Genomic DNA, 16,622 nt, shown 5'->3' with positions numbered 1-16,622 from the left:
GTCGCGGTCACAGGGCAGCATCGGGGGCGAGCCCCCGGGGGGAGATTCCGCGGGAGTGTCCGGGGGCGCACCGATCACCCTCGCGCTCCCGCGGGAAAGGACCGTCATGGCCATCAACCACCCGGTCACCCTGACCGGCAACCTCACCCGTAAGCCCTGGCTGCGGCGCACCCAGACCGGCGCGCTCGTGGTCAAGATGCGCATCGCCGCCGACCGCTCCCTGCGTGACGAGAAGTCCAAGACCGGCTGGAGCAGCGTCGACGAGCTCTTCATCGACGTCGAGGCCTGGGGCGACCTGGCCTACAACTGCCGGGTGAGCCTGGACAAGGGCTCGCCGATCGTGGCCACCGGCTACCTCGTCACCGAGGAGTGGGAGGGCAAGCAGGGCGCCACCGAGGAGGATCGGCGCCGCTCGCGCGTGCTGCTGAAGGCCCGCGCCGTCGCCCACGACCTCAACCGCCACTTCGCGCGCGTCAACCGCTGCGTCAACGTGGTGGAGCGCTGGGCCAACGAGCGCGACCCGCAGAACCAGGCTCTGTTCGCCCAGAACGTCGACGAGGACCTCTACAAGCCCCAGAACGTCGAGTTCGGGCAGGCCCCGGACGGGGACTCCGAGCCGGCGACCTTCGACACCGCCCCGGGCGGGGAGGAGGTCCCCTTCGCCACCGCCGACGTCGCCTGAGCCCCGCTCGGTGCGGCCTGGCCCGGCGCCGCGCTGCTGGTAGGGTTACCCTCTAGTGTCTGACGCGAATAACCACGACAGAGGGGAAACATGGGCGAGTTCATCTACACGATGAAGAACGTGCGCAAGGCCATCGGTGACAAGGTCATTCTCGACGACGTCACCATGGCCTTCTACCCGGGCGCCAAGATCGGCGTCGTCGGCCCGAACGGCGCCGGCAAGTCCTCCATCCTGAAGATCATGGCCGGGCTCGACCAGCCCTCCAACGGCGAGGCCTTCCTGGACCCCGGCGCCACCGTCGGCATCCTGCTGCAGGAGCCGCCGCTGGACGACTCGAAGACCGTCCGCGAGAACGTCGAGGACGGCCTCGGCGACGTCTTCGAGAAGAAGCGCCGCTTCGAGGAGATCGCCGAGGAGATGGCGACCAACTACAGCGACGAGCTGATGGAGGAGATGGGCAAGCTCCAGGAGGCGCTCGACGCCGCCGACGCCTGGGAGGTCGACTCTAAGATCGAGCAGGCCATGGAGGCCCTGCGCTGCCCGCCGTCCGACGATCCGGTCACCCACCTCTCCGGTGGTGAGCGCCGCCGCGTGGCCCTGGCCAAGCTGCTGCTCTCCGAGCCGGACCTGCTGCTGCTCGACGAGCCGACCAACCACCTCGACGCCGAGAGCGTGCAGTGGCTGGAGAAGCACCTGCAGGACTACCCGGGCGCCGTGCTGGCCGTGACCCACGACCGCTACTTCCTCGACCACGTCGCGGAGTGGATCTGCGAGGTCGACCGCGGCAAGCTCTACCCCTACGAGGGCAACTACTCGACCTACCTGGACACCAAGCAGAAGCGCCTCGAGGTCGCCGGCAAGAAGGACGCCAAGCTGCGCAAGCGCCTCAAGGAGGAGCTGGCCTGGGTCCGCTCCGGCGCGAAGGCCCGGCAGGCCAAGAACAAGGCCCGCCTGGAACGCTACGAGGAGATGGCCGCCGAGGCCGAGAAGTACAAGAAGCTGGACTTCGAGGAGATCCAGATCCCGACCCCGCCGCGCCTGGGCAACAAGGTCGTCGAGGTCAAGAACATGTCGAAGGGCTTCGACGGGCGCACCCTGATCAAGGACCTCTCCTTCACGCTGCCGCGCAACGGCATCGTCGGCGTGATCGGCCCGAACGGCGTGGGCAAGACCACCCTGTTCAAGACGATCGTGGGCATCGAGGAGCCGGACGAGGGCTCCGTCGAGGTCGGCGACACCGTCAAGCTGAGCTACGTCGACCAGAACCGCGAGAACATCGACCCCGAGGCCACGGTCTGGGAGGTCGTCTCCGGCGGCCTGGACTACATCCACGTCGGCCAGAACGAGATGCCGTCCCGCGCCTACCTGTCGGCCTTCGGGTTCAAGGGCCCGGACCAGCAGAAGCCGTCGAAGGTGCTCTCCGGCGGTGAGCGCAACCGCCTGAACCTGGCGCTGACGCTCAAGGAGGGCGGCAACCTACTGCTGCTCGATGAGCCGACCAACGACCTGGACGTCGAGACCCTCGGCTCCCTGGAGAACGCCCTCGAGAAGTTCCCGGGCTGCGCCGTGGTCATCTCCCACGACCGCTGGTTCCTGGACCGCACCTGCACCCACATCCTCGCCTGGGAGGGCAACATCGAGGAGGGCAAGTGGTTCTGGTTCGAGGGTAACTTCGGCGACTACGAGAAGAACAAGGTCGAGCGCCTCGGCGAGGAGGCCGCCCGCCCGTCGCGCGTGACCCACCGCAAGCTGACGCGCTAGGCGTCGGCGGGTCTCTGCCCGCCCGGCCGGCCGGCCGGCACCGCACTTACGCAGGCACCGCATCACAAGGCACGAATCAGAGAGGGAAGCGAGAACAATGGCATCCATCCACGAGGGCTCCGTCCACCGGACCTACGTGCCGCTGCGGTGGAACGACTTCGACCGCTACGGGCACCTCAACAACGCCCAGTACATCGAGCTGGCCCAGGAGGCCAGGGTGAAGTTCGCGCTCACGGAGTTCCCGCGCGCCGGGCTGAAGACCCCGATGTTCTTCCTGCGCAACCTCGAGGTCGACTTCATGAAGCCGATCCTGCCGAACAAGGAGGACCGCGTCCTCATCGAGACCACGGTCGAGGCGATCGGCACGACCTCCATGACCACCCGCCAGGAGGTCAAGGACCCCGAGGGCCGCGTGGCCGCCGTGGTGCGCTGCGTGTCGGTGGCCATGGACCGCGAGTCCGTCCGCCCGCGCGCGATCAGCTCCGCGGAGATCGGCGTGCTGACCCAGTACGCGGAGTCCTCCGAGGACAGGGGCCCGGCCGGCGAACTCGAGGGCCCCGACCACGGTGACCGGGAGGACGGCGCCCGTTGACCGGTGCGAACGGCGGCTGGACCGAGGAGTTCCTCGAGATCTCCGACGGTGCGTCCGGCCTGCAGGCGCTCGTCTCCCGCGCTGTGGGACTCGACGCCACGGCGCTGGCGCGCCTGCAGCAGCGCGGTGAGTTCGTCGAGGTCTTCGTGACCACGCCCTTCGACGTGGTCGCCTCCCGCCGCGTGCGCGGCACCGCCTCGCGCGACGGGGCGGTCGTCTCCGCGCGCCGGCTGCTCGACGAGCTGGTCGTCTACAACTCCGCGGAGCCGAGCTCGCGCCACCTGGCGCTGGGCTCGCCGCGTGACCCCTCGTGGCCCGGGGCGCTGCCGCCGGCGCAGGGCTTCAGGGAGATCGACCGGGTGCCCGTCGACGTGGTGCGCACCCTGGCCGACAAGGGTCAGTCGCTGGCCCGGCAGTTCTCCGGCCCGCTGGGCCCGCCGCGCAGCCTGCTCGACCAGACGGTCCTGGAGGTCAGCTCGGACCCGGAGGGCCGCGAGTCCGCGACGGCCACCGGCGCCTCGGGGGCCGGGGGAGCGGGCACCGCGGCCGGTGACTCCGCCCCGGCCGAGGGCGTGGAGACGGTGGAGATCCCCATGCGGATGATCTTCACCTGCACCTCGCTGGGGCTGATCCCCGGCTTCGCCGCGAGCACGGATATCCCCCGCCACCTGCGGGTGGCCAAGCTGGGCCGGTGGGTGCGCCTGGACGCGCCCTTCGGCACCGTCTACCGCTCCACCAGGCTCTCGCTCTTCTGAGCCGCGGCGCGGCGGAACCGCACCAGCCGCGCACCCGCACACGGAAAACCGCCGCACCCGGAAGGGGTGCGGCGGTGTGGAACCGACGGGACGTCGGAAATAGACGGAGGTCTGAGGGGCCTAGGCCTCGTCCCCCTCCATCGAGGGGTGCTGGATGCCGATGCCGTGCGGGTAGGGCACCTCGATGCCCTCCTCGTGCATCCGCGCCAGGATGTGGCCTTGGACGTGACGCTGCACGTCCCACTGGTCGCCGGGCATCGTGGTCACGGAGATGCGGTAGGAGATGTGGTCGATCTCGAAGGCGGAGACACCCTGCATCTTCGGCTTGTCCAGGATCTTGGAGGCCACCTCCGGTGCCTCGCAGGCCTCCTCGGCCGCGGCGGTGATGACCTTGCGCGCCTCGTCCGGGTCGTTGGAGAGGCTGACCGGGATCTGCAGGCGGGCGATGGCGTACTCGTCGGCGAAGTTGCCCACGCGCAGGATCTCGCCGTTGCGCACGTACCACAGCGTGCCGTCCATGTCGCGGATCGTGGTCAGGCGCAGCGAGATGTCCTCGACGTCGCCGATGATGCCGTCGCCGACGTCGATGACGTCACCCACGCCGTACTGGTCCTCGAGCAACATGAAGATGCCTGCGAGGAAGTCCTTGACCACGGACTGCGCGCCGAAGCCGAGGGCGACGCCGGCGACACCGGCGGAGGCGATCAGCGGGGCGATGTTGACGCCCAGCTTGTCCAGGATCGCCAGCGCGGCCCACACCCAGATGATGATGCCGACCGCGGACTTGCCCACCTGGGCCAGCGTGCGGACGCGCGACTTGCGGCGCCGCTCCTTGGCCCGCTCGGCCAGCGTCTGCTCCTGCTGCTGCTCGGCGTCGCGCTGCCGGCCGATGGGCAGCAGGTGCGACTTCTTGCGCGGCTTGCGTTCGATGTTGCTTTCGGCCAGGCGGTCGATGAGGCGGCGCAGCGCCCAGTGCGCCACGATCGCGACGACGAGGGTGATGCCGAGGCTGATCGGCACGTCGATGAGCCACTGCTGGACGAGATCGTTCTCCCACCAGGAGGTCACGGTGGTGGCCGCGGAATCGGTCATCCCGGAGACACCTTCGGGTGAATTAGCTGCGAGTAATGCGAGGTCATCGGGGTTCATTGGCCCCAACGTAGTGGCGGAAACGGCCCGATGCGACCGCTGGGGCGGCGCTGGGGGTGGGCACGGCGCGCAGCCCCTGGGTGTGCGGGTCGGGGGGAGCAGGGGGAGTGGACCGGACCGTGTGACAAACCTGTACCGCTTGGTCTATTGTTGCGGGAAACCCCCGGACCGCCTTTCCCGACGCGAAGGAGAACCCCACGTGAGCGCCCCGTACCCCGGCTTCTTCACCGACGCGATCCACGCCGGTTACCACCCGGACTCGCACACCGGCGCGGTCAACGTGCCCGTCTACACCTCGACCACCTTCGCCCAGGACGACATCGCTACGCTTCGCGGCGGCTACGAGTACGGCCGCTGCGGCAACCCCACCACCGCAGCGCTGGAGAAGGTCGTGGCCACCCTCGAGGGCGGCGAAGAGGCCTCGGGGCGCGCCTTCGCCTCCGGCATGGCCGCCACCGACACCGTGCTGCGCGCGCTGACCCGTCCGGGCGCCCACATCATCCTCGGCGGTGACGTCTACGGCGGCACCTACCGTCTCATCGAGACCGTCTTCAAGCCCTGGGGCGTCAACTACTCCGTGGTCGACACCACCGACGCCGGCCAGGTCCGCGGCGCCCTGCGCGACGAGACCGCCGTGGTCTGGCTCGAGACGCCGACCAACCCGATGCTCGGGGTGACCGACATCGCCGCCGTCGCCGGGGTGCTCGACGGGCACCCCGCCCGCCTGGTGGTGGACAACACCTTCGCCACTCCCTACCTGCAGCGCCCGCTGAGCCTGGGTGCCGACGTGGTGGTCCACTCGACCACGAAGTACCTCGGCGGCCACTCCGACGTCATCGGCGGGCTCGTGGTCACCCCGCACCCCGAGATCGACGAGCTGGTGCTGAAGTTCCAGGGCGACATCGGTGCCATCCCCGGCCCCTTCGACTCCTACCTGGCCTACCGCGGCATCAAGACCCTCGGTGTGCGCATGGACCGCCACTGCGCCAACGCGCAGGCACTCGCCGAGTTCCTCCGGTCCCGCGACGAGGTCGCCGAGGTGCGCTACCCGGGCCTTCCCTCGCACCCGGGCCACGAGGTCGCCGCGCGCCAGATGTCCGGCTTCGGTGGCATGGTCTCGGTGCGCCTGGCCGGCGGCGAGGAGGCCGCCAAGCAGTTCTGCCGCAACACCGAGCTGATCTGTCTGGCCGAGTCCCTCGGCGGCGTGGAGAGCCTGCTCGAGCACCCCGCCACCATGACGCACCTCTCGGCCGAGGGGTCCGCGACCGCCCCGCCGCGCGACCTGGTGCGCATCTCCGTCGGTCTCGAGGACCGCGACCAGCTGCTCGCCGACGCCGCCCAGGCGCTCGACCGGCTCTAACCCCCCGCCCGCGCCCCGGGCCCCGCGCTACCCTGGCCGCATGAACACCACCGACACCACCGACACCACCGCGGACACCGCGAACCCCGCGGCCGCCACCACCGCCGCCGCAGATCCGGAGCGCCCCCGCAAGGTCGCCGTCGTCACCGGAGCGACCGGCGGGATGGGCGTCGAGATCGTCGCGGACCTCCTGCGCGACCACGACGTGTGGGCCATCGGCCGTGATGCGGCAGGCCTCGACCGCCTCGGCGCCCTGGCCCACGTCACGGCCGTGCAGGCCGACCTGGTCACCGAGCTGCTCGACGAGCCCACCGGCGCGCTCGACGAGGTGCTGGGCCTGGAGCGTGTCGACATCCTCGTCCACGCCGCGGCCGTCGCCCGGCGGCGCACCGTCGAGGCCGCCTCAGCGGAGGAGTGGCGCACGCATCTCGACCTCAACGTCGTCGTGCCCGCGCAGCTGACCCGCCGCCTGCTGCCGGCGCTGCGTCAGGCCGGCGGCGACGTCGTCTTTATCAACTCCGGGGCCGGCGACGGCGCCTTCCCCGGCAACATCGTCTACGCCGCCTCCAAGCACGCCCTGCGCGCGCTGGCCGACGGCCTGCGCAAGGAGGAGGCCCCGGCCGGGGTGCGCGTGAGCACCGTCGCCCCGGGCCCCACCGACACCCCGATGCTCGAGACGCTGGTCGCCCAGGAGGGCGGCACCTACACCGTCGAGCACTACATCGACCCCGACGAGGTCGCCCGCGCGGTGCGCACGGCCGTCGACGCCGGGCCGTCGACCCAGATCACAGAGATCGCGGTACGTCCACGAGTCGAGTTGACGGACCGCTGAGGAAGACCTCGACGGCGTGGCGCGCCGCCTTGTCGGTCTCCTGCAGCATCAGCGGGTCGGTGCCGGGCATCGGCGAGATCGTCGTGTCCGCCATCTGCCCGTAGGTCGGGATACCCAGCAGCATCAGCCGTGCGTCCGGCGTGCCGTCGGGGTGGACCAGCGCGCGAGTCTCCGGGTCGACCTCGGGCGAGCCGGTGGGCACGGCCTGCCCGTCGGAGGTGTGGTTGTCGAAGGCGCGCCAGCGGCCGGCCGCCTCGATCGAGCGCGACAGCTTGTCGGTCGCGCGCTGGATGACCGGCTTGTGCATCCAGGCGTCGACCAACGTCGTCGCGCGCACGGGCGTGCCCGTGGTGGGGGAGACCACGGTGAAGTGCGCGTCGCTTGACGACGCCGCGCCTGCCGCGGCGTGTGCGCCCTGACTCACCGTCACCGTCGGCTCGGCGCCGAGCAGGGTGACCAAGCCGGCGTCGATGAGGGCGAGCAGCTCGCGGGTGCGGAAGAGCGGCGGGCCGGAGCCGACCATCTGGCCGAGGGCCATGAACGCCGAGAGCGTGGTGCGCCGCGACTCGGCGGTGTAGACGCCCTGGTCGCCGAGGATGGCCGACGGCTTGCGCGAGGCGCTGATCGACCACAGGCCCGCCTTGAGCGGGGAGTCCCAGGCGTCGACGGCCTCAGCGATGTCGCGCGCGAGGAAGCCGGCGATGGTCTCGGTGACCTCCTCCGGGGTGCCGGAGACGCCGGCGAGCGGCTCGAACCAGGCGGAGAGCCGGAAGAGGTCTTTTTCTGCGACGTGGCCGGCCAGGGTGTCCTCGAGCCGGTCGACGGGGGTGGCGTCGATGAGCCCGATCAGCGAGTCGAGACCGGTGTCGATCGCCCCGGGGCGCGTGGCGGCCAGCGTGCGATAGTAGGCGGCGTGGGCGTCGCGCACGATCGCCGGCCACACCTCGGCGGTGAAGTCGACGCTGTCGCGGCCGCTCAGCTCGTTGATGACGGCGCGCAGCCGCTCCAGGGAGGCCTTCGGCGGCAGCGAGCCGTAGTCGGACTTGGGCACGTAGGGGTAGCCGCGCCGCGAGGAGACCCACAGGTGCGGCTCGCGCCCGGACGGCTCGTAGCGCAGCCCCGAGCGCGCCGAGTCGTCCTCGAGGAAGCGTCCGCCGCGGCCGATGGTCAGCAGCGCCATCGCGTCGAAGAAGCCCATGCCCAGCCCGCGCACGATCACGTCGCCGCACTCCGGCACCGCGTCGAGGTTCTGGTCGATGGGGTTGTCCGGGCGCACCCAGGTCAGCCCCGGGTGCTCGGCGACGGCCGCGGCCAGCGCCTCCTCCTCGGCGGTGGGGCCGGGCTGGACCCAGCCCGGGGCGATGACGGTGGCGTCGGCGCGGATGAGCTCGCCGTTGTCCAGGCGCAGCCAGTCGATGCCGTTGTCCTCGTCGGCGATGACCTCGACCACCCGGCCCGGGTGGCGCCAGACGGAGACCTCGGGCGGCAGCAGCATCTCGGCGACCTCGGCGAACCAGGTGATGTAGAGCCCGTAGAGCGCGCGGGTGGGGTGGGACTGCTCGACGGTCGCGTCGATCTCCTCGCGGAACTCCGCCAGCTGCGTCGGCCGCACGGGGTTGAGGCGGAAGAGCCGCTGCTTCTCGGCGGAGATGCCCTCGGTCTCGCCGCGGACCAGGCGGATCCACTCGAAGAGGGTGGGGCCCTCCTGGACGGGGTTGCCCACCGAGGAGCCGGGCTCGGTGAACAGCGTGACCGCCCCGGCCAGCGTGTTCATGCACAGCGTCTGGCCCTGGTCGGGGTTCCAGATCCGCCCGCCGTAGAAGACGACGTCGTCGATGAGGTGGATGAACGTGAAGTTCTTCGGCGGGTTCGCGGCGATGCGTTCGATGACGGAGATGCCGCGCGGACCGGCGCCGATGATGGCGATGCCGGGGGCGGCGGCGTCGTCGGCTGCGTGTTCCTTGGTCATGTCTTCAGACTCTAGTACACCTCCAGTAGACCGATTTGTATGCCCCTGACGAACTGATCTGTACGTAACAGTGATACGGTCGGCGTCGTGAAACTTGATACACCCCGCCCGACCCGCAGGAGGCGGCGCCCTGTGCGCGCCGCCGTGGCCGCCGTCCTGGTCGCCGTCACCGCCCTGAGCGCCTGCGCGCGCCCGGCGGGGCCGGCCGGCGCGGCGGAGAACTCCCTGACCTACCTCGAGCCGCAGTTCTTCAACACCCTCTACCCGCCGGCCGCCGGCTACTACGCCAACGGCGCGGTGGTCAACAACATCACCGACCGGCTGCTCTACCAGGACCCGGAGACCCTCGAGCTCTCCCCGTGGATCGCCACCGAGTTGCCCGAGGTCAACGCCGACGCCACCGAGTACACCTTCACCATCCGCACGGACGTGACCTACTCCGACGGCTCGCCGCTGACCGCCGAGAACGTGGTCAAGAACTTCGACCTCTACGCCCTCGGCGACAAGACGCGCTCGCTGACCAGCTCCGAGCAGATCTCCAACTACTCCCACGGCGAGGTGCTCGCCGAGGACCGCGTGCGCTTCCACTTCGACGCGCCCGCCCCCGGCTTCGCCCAGGCGACCAGCTCCTTCAACGCCGGGCTGCTCTCGGACGCCACCCTGGACAAGGGCAACGAGGGCTTCTCGCCCGGCTCGGCGACCGGCGTCTCCGGCTCCGGGCCCTTCGTGATCACCGCCGAGCAGCTCGGCACCGAGCTCGTGCTCACCGCCCGCGAGGACTACGACTGGGCCCCGCCGGCGCTCGAGCACCAGGGGCGCGCCGGGCTCGACGAGGTCCGCTACGTGCTCGCCGGCGAGGAGTCCGTGCGCGTCGGCGCGCTGACCGCCGGCCAGGCCGACCTGGTCCGCGAGGTCGCCGCCCCCGAGGAGCGACACCTCGAGGACCGCGGCATCGGCATCGTCTCCCACGGCACCAACGGGATGAACAACCAGCTGGCCTTCCGCTTCCGCCACCCGCTGCTGCAGGACAGGCGGGTGCGCCAGGCGATCATCGCCGGCATCGACCGCGAGGAGATCATGCGCACGCTCTTCTCCGCGTCCTACCCGATGGCCGACGCCCCGATGGCGCGCACCGCGCTCGGCCACAAGGCCCAGCCCGACGAGGCCTACGCCTTCGACCCGGAGCGCTCACGCGAGCTCTTCGCCGAGGCCGGCTGGACGCCGGGCGAGGACGGCATCCTGGTCAAGGACGGGAGGCGCATGGAGCTGACGGTCAACGAGGCGATCGCCCAGCCGCGCTCGCGCGAGGTGGTCACCAAGCTGCAGGAGCAGCTGCGCCGCGTCGGAATCAAGATCAACCTCAACCCCGGCGACAACGCCACCCAGAAGGCCGACCTGCTCGACCAGGACAAGATCCAGATCGCGCACACCATGGTCGGCCGCGCCGACTATGACGTCATCCGCTCGCTCTACCACTCCGAGACCCGCAACCAGATGCTCAACGGCGACTCCGCCGACGGCAGCGTAGGCGACGAGCACCTCGAGGAGCTGCTCGACGCCGTCGCCTCCGACCCGGACGCCGCCGACCGCGAGCGCCTGGCCGGCGAAGCGCAGGACTGGGTCACCGAGAACGCCTACGTGCTGCCGCTGTTCGAGGAGCCCGTCGTCTACGGCGTCCAGCCCTGGGTCAAGGGCTTCCAGCCAGAGTCCATCGGGCGCCCCAGCTTCTACACCGTCACCCTCGACACCGAGGCCCGGGAGGCAGACAAGTGACCGCCCGCTACATCGCACGCCGCATCGGCCAGGCCGTGCTCGTGCTCTTCATCACCTTCACCGTCGCCTTCTTCCTGCTCTCGGCGCTGCCCTCCGACGGCGTGCTCGCCCGCTACGCCGGCCCCGAGCTCGGCCTGTCGCTGCAGGAGATCGAGGCCATCCGCGACGAGCTCGGCGCCGACGACCCCCTGATCGTGCAGTACCTGCGCTCGCTCGGCGGCTTCCTCACCGGCAACTTCGGCTACTCGGTGCAGACCGGATCCTCGGTGGCCGGCATGATCGCCGAGGCCCTGCCCGGCACCCTGGCCCTGGCCGCGGCCGCCTTCGTGCTTGCCGTGGTCATCGCCCTGGTCATCGCGGCACTCGCCGCCATCGAGCGCGCCGAGTGGCTCACCGGTGCGGTGCGCGCGCTGCCGGCGCTGATGGTCTCCTTCCCGAGCTTCTGGATCGGCATCATCCTCATCCAGGTCATCTCCTTCCAGCTCGGCTGGGTGCCCGTCATCGGCGCCAGCAGCGTGCAGGATCTCATCCTGCCGGCGGTCACCCTGGCCGTCCCCGTGGCCGCCCCGCTGGCCCAGGTGCTCGTGCGCGCGGTCGACGAGGTCCGCGCCGAGCCCTTCGTCCAGGCCACCCGCGCCCGCGGCGCCTCGCCGTCCTGGCTGTTCTGGCGCACCGTCATGCGCGCGGCCCTGCTGCCCGCGGTGACGATGGCCGGCCTCGTCTTCGGCGAGCTCGTCGGCGGCGCCGTGGTCACCGAGGCCGTCTTCGGCCGCCACGGCCTGGGCCGGATGACCGTCGACGCCGTCGCCTACCGTGACACCCCCGTCCTCCTGGCCGTCGTGGTCATCTCCGCGGCCGCCTACGTGACCATCAACCTCCTCGTGGACCTGGCCTACCCGGTCCTCGACCCCCGCCTGCGCAGGAAGGCGAACTGACGTGACGCACCTGAACCTCACCAAACGCACCCGCCACGCCGACGCCGCAGGCGGCGGCGCAACCGCCGACCGGGACGCAACCGCCCGGCGCACCCGCTCGGCGTCGGCAAGCGTCTGGCGCCGCCCGGCCACGATCGCCGCACTGATCGTGCTGGCCGTCGCCGTCGTCGCCGCGCTCTTCCCGGCGCTGCTGGCCACCGACGACCCGGTCTCCGGCACCGCCACCCCGCTCGCGCCGCCCTCGGCCGAGAACTGGCTGGGCACTGACGCCGTGGGCCGCGACCTCTACTCGCGCATCGTCTTCGGCGCGCGCCACTCGCTGTCCGGCGCGGTGATCGCCGTGGCGCTCGGCCTGGTCGTCGGCACGCTTGTCGGCCTGCTGGCCGGCACCCGCGGCGGCTGGGTCGACGCGGTGCTCATGCGCGGCGTCGACGTGCTGCTGTCCGTGCCGTCGCTCCTGGTCAGCCTCTCGGTGATCATCATCCGGGGCTTCGGCACCGTCAACTCCGCCATCGCCGTCGGTGTCTCCTCGGTGGCCACCTTCGCCCGCCTGGCGCGCTCCCAGGTGCTCAAGGTCGCCGCCACCGACTACGTCGAGGCCGCATTCGGCTCCGGCGGCACCCGCACCCAGGTGCTCGTGCGCCACGTGCTGCCCAACTCGCTGGCCCCGGTCGTCGCGCTGGCCGCCGTGCAGTTCGGCTCGGCGATCCTGCAGCTGGCCACCCTCGGCTTCCTCGGCTACGGCGCCCCGCCGCCCACCCCGGAGTGGGGCCTGATCATCGCCGAGGCTCGCGACTACATCGCCACCTCCTGGTGGCTGACCCTGATGCCCGGACTGGCCATCGTCGCCGTCGTCCTGGCCGCCAACCAGCTCTCCCGCGCGCTGAGGAAGGTGCTCTGATGACCGGAACAGGAACCACCGGAACCACCGGAACCCCCGCCCCGGGAACGCCCGCCCCGGCCGCGGACACCCCGCTGCTCGAGGTCCGCGACCTCGCCGTCAGCTACGCCGGCACCCGCGGGCCCGTGCACGCCGTGCGCGGCGTCGACCTCGAGGTCCACCCCGGCGAGATCACCGCCATCGTCGGCGAGTCCGGCTCCGGCAAGTCCACCACCGCCGCCGCCGTGATGGGGCTCCTGCCGGACTCCGCCACCCTGGACACCGGCAGCGTCCGCATCGCCGGCCGCGAGGTCACCGGGCTGAAGGAACGCCAGTGGCGCAAGTTCCGCGGCACCACCGTCGGCCTGGTGCCCCAGGACCCGCAGAACTCGCTGAGCCCCGTGCAGACCATCGGCGCCTCCGTGGCCGAGGGCCTGGCCATCCACCGCCGCGGCACCCGCGCCACACGGAAGAAGAAGGCCCTCGAGCTGCTCGAGCGCGTCGGCATCGACGACCCGGCCCGCCGCTTCGACCAGTACCCCCACGAGCTGTCCGGCGGCATGAAGCAGCGCGCGCTCATCGCCGCCGCCGTGGCCCTCGAGCCGCGCCTGCTCGTCGCCGACGAGCCGACCAGTGCCCTCGACGTCACCGTGCAGAAGACTATCCTCGACCTGCTCGACGAGATGCGCCGCGAGCTCGGCCTCGGCGTTCTGCTGATCACCCACGACCTCGCGGTGGCCGGCGACCGCGCCGACCGCGTGGTCGTCATGCAGCACGGCGAGGTCCGCGAGTCCGGCCTGGCCGCCACCGTGCTGACCGACCCGCGCGACGGGTACTCGCGCCGCCTGCTGCGCGACGCACCCTCGCTGCACACCGCCGAGGCCTTCCGCACCCACACCCCGGACCCGCAGGCCGAGACGGTGCTCACCGTCGACGGGCTGGGCCAGGACTTCGACGGGGTCACCGCCGTCGACGACGTCTCCTTCAGCGTCGCCCGCGGCCACACCCACGCCATCGTCGGCGAGTCCGGCTCCGGCAAGACCACCACCGGCCGCGCCGTCGCCGGCTTCCGTACCCCCACCCGCGGCACCGTCGACCTCGACGGGATCGACGTCGGCGGCCTCGACGAGCGCGGCCGCCGGAAGCTGCGGAAGAAGGTCCAGCTGGTCTACCAGAACCCGTACTCCTCGCTGGACCCGCGCCAGCGCATCGGCTCCATCGTCGCCGAGCCGCTGCGAAACTACGGCCGCGACGCCTCCGAGAAGGTCGTCGCCGCCGCGCTCGAGCGCGTGGCCCTCGACCCGGCGCTGGCCGGGCGCCTGCCCGCGGAGCTCTCCGGCGGGCAGCTGCAGCGCGTGGCCATCGCGCGTGCGCTCGTCGTCGAGCCGGACGTCGTCGTCTTCGACGAGGCCGTCAGCGCCCTCGACGTCTCCGTGCAGGCCCAGATCCTGCGCCTGCTCGACCGCCTGCAGCAGGAACTCGACCTGACCTACGTGTTCATTTCGCACGACCTGGCCGTGGTACGCCAGATATCGGACACCGTCTCGGTGATGGCCGGCGGCCGCCAGGTCGAGTCCGGCCGCACCGAGGAGGTCTTCACCCACCCGCAGACGGACTACACCCGCGAACTCATCGACGCGATCCCCGGGTCGCGCTACCGCACAGGAGGACTGAACCTTGGGCTCTGAACTTTCCGCCGACATCATTGACGTGCTTGCCGACGTCCCGTCGGTCACCGACCTGCGCGCCGGGCGCGCCCAGGCGCGCGAGAACGCGCAGCGCGCCTTCGCCGCGCTGCTCGAGCCCGAAAAGCCGGGCACCTTCACCCAGGCCGAGCGCTACGCCGTGGCCGCCTTCACCGCCCTGCTCCACGACCAGCAGCGCGCCGTGATCTTCTACCTGGAGCTGCTCTCCGACGAGACCGACGAGATCCACGCCGGCATGGTGGCCAAGCTCGCCCGCGCCGCCGCAGGTACCGGCCCCTACGGCGTCTACCGGGAGACCGGGCTGGCCGGCGAGTCCGCGCCCGGCCCCTGGTTCGACGAGGAGGCCGCCGCCGCGAAGGTCGGCGGGCGCCTCGCCGCGGCCTTCGGGCTGGCCCACCTGTTGGTCTTCCACCCGCGCGACTCCCGCCCGGGGATCTGGGAGCCGCTGGCGAAGGCCGGCTGGACCACCGACGAGACGGTCAGCCTCGCCCAGCTCATCGCCTTCCTCGCCTTCCAGCTGCGCGTCGTCCGCGGGCTGTGGGTCCTCGGCGGCGCCGAAGGTGACGGTGACGGCGCCTGCGCCGTCACCCGGGACACGGACGCCGCGGCAGGCGCGGCGTCGGAAAGCGACGTCGAAGGCAGCGACGACCTGCCTCTGACCACCTACCCGGACATCCACGCGCCCAAGCGGTTCGTCTCGCACGCACTCGGCTGGCGCGCCTGGCTCGAGCCGGTCGCCGAGCGGAAGCTGACCGAGGTCCAGATCGACTCGCTGATCAAGCCCGAGCGCGCCAAGCAGCCCTACTTCCGGCTGCTCGCCCGCGACCCCGAGGCGCTGCGGGCGCGCACCCTGACCGACCTGGACATCTTCTACAACACCGACGGCGGGCTCGGCCGCGCCGAGCGCGAGTTCGCCGCCGCCGTGACCAGCCGCTTCAACGGCTGCGTCTACTGCGCTTCCGTGCACGCCGGGCGCACGCTCGCCGAGTCCACCGGACGCGAGGACGACGTCGAGCGCCTGCTCGACGAGGGCCCCGGCGCCGAGGCCGGCTCCGCGACCTGGAACGCCGTGCGCGACGCGGCGGTGGCGCTCTCGGCCACGCCCGCCCGCTTCGACGCCTCGCACGTGCGCGCCCTCGAGTCCGCCGGCCTGAACCGGGCCTCGGTGCTCGACGTGATCAACGCGGTGGCCTTCTTCAACTGGGCCAACCGGCTCATGCTCGGCCTCGGCGAGCCCGAGGTGCCCCGCCGCTTCCCCTGAGGCACGGGATCGGAGCCGCCCCGCGCGCCGGGTGAGGGTCATCTGAGCTGCGGAGCACGGGTGCCCGCCCGCTAACCTGGCAGCCATGACTGAAGTGGACCGGGAGCGCGCGGGCTACGCGGCGATGGCGCGACGCGCCGCCGCGGCCGTGCTCGCGTGCTACTCGACGAGCTTCGGGGCCGCCACCCGCCTGCTGCCCGCCCGCCAGCGCGCCGACATCCGCGCCCTCTACGCGGTGGTGCGCATCGCCGACGAGATCGTCGACTCCGCCGCGGGGCTCGCCGGCTTCGACGCCGCGGCCACCCTCGACGCCTACGAGGCCGCCGTGCGCACCGCGGCCGACAAACCCTTCCACACTGACCCGGTGCTGCACGCCTTCGCCGCGACCGCCCGGCGCTGCCGCTTCACCGGCGAGCAGCTCACCGCCTTCTTCGCCGCCATGCGCGCCGACCTGCCCGGCGCGGCGGGGGAGCCTGGCGCGGCCGGCGCCCCGGCGACCTACACGCGCGCCGGGCTGGCCCGCTACATCCACGGCTCGGCCGAGGTGGTCGGCGAGATGTGCGTGCACGTCTTCCTCGCCGGCCCGCCGACCGGCCCGCGCGCGCAGGAGACCCTCGCCGGGGCGCGGCGGCTCGGCGCGGCCTTCCAGAAGGTCAACTTCCTGCGCGACCTGCGCCACGACCGCCACGCACTCGGGCGCGACTACGTGCCCTGGGTGACCGACGGGGCGTCGAAAAGCGAGTTCGTCGCCGAGATCCGCGCCGACCTCGACGCCGCACGCGCGAGCCTTCCCGAGCTGCCCGCGCGCGCCCGCCTGGCTGTCAGCGCGGCGATCGGGCTCTACGGCGAGCTGACCGACCGGCTGGACGCGGCGACCTGGGACGAGGTCACCGGCGGGCGCATCCGCGTGCCCGGCCCGGTCAAGGCGCGCGTGCTCGCGCGCACCCTGACGAAAAGGAGCTGAACC

14 protein-coding genes are annotated in these 16,622 nt (G+C 71.8%); 12 read left to right on the top strand and 2 right to left on the bottom strand.

The features are described 5' to 3' along the window. Nucleotides 1–106 precede the first annotated feature (106 nt). The 4 genes from QQA02_RS07650 to QQA02_RS07635 all read left to right on the top strand — a co-directional run bounded on the left by QQA02_RS07650 (nucleotide 107) and on the right by QQA02_RS07635 (nucleotide 3,790). A complete protein-coding gene (locus QQA02_RS07650) occupies nucleotides 107–682 on the top strand; it encodes a single-stranded DNA-binding protein (RefSeq protein WP_284775640.1) in 576 nt (191 codons plus the stop codon). Nucleotides 683–772: 90 nt separating this feature from the next. Next, on the top strand, nucleotides 773–2,443 hold the full coding sequence (ettA, locus tag QQA02_RS07645) for an energy-dependent translational throttle protein EttA (protein WP_284775639.1): 1,671 nt from the start codon (nucleotides 773–775) through the stop codon (nucleotides 2,441–2,443). A gap of 97 nt (nucleotides 2,444–2,540) precedes the next feature. Beyond that, entirely contained in the window at nucleotides 2,541–3,035 is a 495-nt protein-coding gene (locus tag QQA02_RS07640; RefSeq protein WP_284863948.1) for an acyl-CoA thioesterase, read from the top strand. Next, nucleotides 3,032–3,790 (top strand): DUF8185 domain-containing protein, encoded by a 759-nt coding sequence (locus tag QQA02_RS07635; protein WP_284775635.1) that lies wholly within the window; start codon nucleotides 3,032–3,034, stop codon nucleotides 3,788–3,790. Before QQA02_RS07640 ends, QQA02_RS07635 begins: the two co-directional genes overlap by 4 nt. Nucleotides 3,791–3,910: 120 nt before the next feature. Here the strand turns inward: QQA02_RS07635 and QQA02_RS07630 are convergent, their stop codons facing one another. After that, nucleotides 3,911–4,882, bottom strand: a complete 972-nt coding sequence (locus tag QQA02_RS07630; RefSeq protein ID WP_284775633.1) for a mechanosensitive ion channel family protein — start codon at nucleotides 4,880–4,882, stop codon at nucleotides 3,911–3,913. Nucleotides 4,883–5,138: 256 nt separating this feature from the next. Here QQA02_RS07630 and QQA02_RS07625 point away from each other — a divergent pair, with 256 nt between their 5' ends. Beyond that, nucleotides 5,139–6,299 (top strand): cystathionine gamma-synthase, encoded by a 1,161-nt coding sequence (locus tag QQA02_RS07625; RefSeq protein ID WP_284775632.1) that lies wholly within the window; start codon nucleotides 5,139–5,141, stop codon nucleotides 6,297–6,299. 163 nt (nucleotides 6,300–6,462) lie between these two features. Beyond that, a complete protein-coding gene (locus tag QQA02_RS07620) occupies nucleotides 6,463–7,131 on the top strand; it encodes an SDR family oxidoreductase (RefSeq protein ID WP_423777796.1) in 669 nt (222 codons plus the stop codon). Here QQA02_RS07620 and QQA02_RS07615 read toward each other — a convergent pair. Beyond that, nucleotides 7,085–9,100 carry an FAD/NAD(P)-binding protein gene (locus QQA02_RS07615; protein WP_284775627.1) on the bottom strand — a complete coding sequence of 672 codons (2,016 nt, stop codon included), beginning with the start codon at nucleotides 9,098–9,100 and terminating at the stop codon, nucleotides 7,085–7,087. The two genes, QQA02_RS07620 and QQA02_RS07615, sit on opposite strands and share 47 nt — an antisense overlap. Nucleotides 9,101–9,232: 132 nt before the next feature. Here QQA02_RS07615 and QQA02_RS07610 point away from each other — a divergent pair, with 132 nt between their 5' ends. The 6 genes from QQA02_RS07610 to QQA02_RS07585 all read left to right on the top strand — a co-directional run bounded on the left by QQA02_RS07610 (nucleotide 9,233) and on the right by QQA02_RS07585 (nucleotide 16,619). Continuing rightward, complete coding sequence (locus QQA02_RS07610) at nucleotides 9,233–10,873, top strand: TIGR04028 family ABC transporter substrate-binding protein (protein WP_284775625.1); 1,641 nt, start codon at nucleotides 9,233–9,235, stop codon at nucleotides 10,871–10,873. Continuing rightward, nucleotides 10,870–11,808: an ABC transporter permease gene (locus QQA02_RS07605; RefSeq protein ID WP_284775622.1), complete on the top strand. Its 939-nt coding sequence runs from the start codon at nucleotides 10,870–10,872 to the stop codon at nucleotides 11,806–11,808. Before QQA02_RS07610 ends, QQA02_RS07605 begins: the two co-directional genes overlap by 4 nt. Before the next feature lies 1 nt (nucleotide 11,809). Then, the gene (locus tag QQA02_RS07600) at nucleotides 11,810–12,709 is read left to right on the top strand and encodes an ABC transporter permease (protein ID WP_502870984.1); all 900 of its coding nucleotides are present in this window, start codon (nucleotides 11,810–11,812) and stop codon (nucleotides 12,707–12,709) included. Then, nucleotides 12,709–14,376 (top strand): dipeptide ABC transporter ATP-binding protein, encoded by a 1,668-nt coding sequence (locus QQA02_RS07595; protein ID WP_284775620.1) that lies wholly within the window; start codon nucleotides 12,709–12,711, stop codon nucleotides 14,374–14,376. Before QQA02_RS07600 ends, QQA02_RS07595 begins: the two co-directional genes overlap by 1 nt. Further along, nucleotides 14,366–15,655 (top strand): alkylhydroperoxidase domain protein, encoded by a 1,290-nt coding sequence (locus tag QQA02_RS07590; RefSeq protein ID WP_284863945.1) that lies wholly within the window; start codon nucleotides 14,366–14,368, stop codon nucleotides 15,653–15,655. Before QQA02_RS07595 ends, QQA02_RS07590 begins: the two co-directional genes overlap by 11 nt. Before the next feature lie 85 nt (nucleotides 15,656–15,740). After that, nucleotides 15,741–16,619 (top strand): phytoene/squalene synthase family protein, encoded by an 879-nt coding sequence (locus tag QQA02_RS07585; protein WP_284773599.1) that lies wholly within the window; start codon nucleotides 15,741–15,743, stop codon nucleotides 16,617–16,619. Nucleotides 16,620–16,622 lie beyond the last annotated feature (3 nt).

The organism is Corynebacterium sp. MSK006 (assembly GCF_030232385.1).
In the GTDB taxonomy this organism is placed as follows: domain Bacteria; phylum Actinomycetota; class Actinomycetes; order Mycobacteriales; family Mycobacteriaceae; genus Corynebacterium; species Corynebacterium frankenforstense_A.
Note: the sequence above shows the minus strand (reverse complement) of the source record. Positions and strands in the feature narration are given on the sequence as shown.

Excerpts from the sequence above, each read along its gene's own strand:
- QQA02_RS07650 (WP_284775640.1), top strand. The coding sequence starts at position 107 with ATGGCCATCAACCACCCGGTCACCCTGACCGGCAACCTCACCCGTAAG.
- ettA (WP_284775639.1), top strand. The coding sequence starts at position 773 with ATGGGCGAGTTCATCTACACGATGAAGAACGTGCGCAAGGCCATCGGT.
- QQA02_RS07640 (WP_284863948.1), top strand. The coding sequence starts at position 2,541 with ATGGCATCCATCCACGAGGGCTCCGTCCACCGGACCTACGTGCCGCTG.
- QQA02_RS07630 (WP_284775633.1), bottom strand. The coding sequence starts at position 4,882 with ATGACCGATTCCGCGGCCACCACCGTGACCTCCTGGTGGGAGAACGAT.
- QQA02_RS07620 (WP_423777796.1), top strand. The coding sequence starts at position 6,463 with ATGGGCGTCGAGATCGTCGCGGACCTCCTGCGCGACCACGACGTGTGG.
- QQA02_RS07615 (WP_284775627.1), bottom strand. The coding sequence starts at position 9,100 with ATGACCAAGGAACACGCAGCCGACGACGCCGCCGCCCCCGGCATCGCC.
- QQA02_RS07595 (WP_284775620.1), top strand. The coding sequence starts at position 12,709 with ATGACCGGAACAGGAACCACCGGAACCACCGGAACCCCCGCCCCGGGA.
- QQA02_RS07585 (WP_284773599.1), top strand. The coding sequence starts at position 15,741 with ATGACTGAAGTGGACCGGGAGCGCGCGGGCTACGCGGCGATGGCGCGA.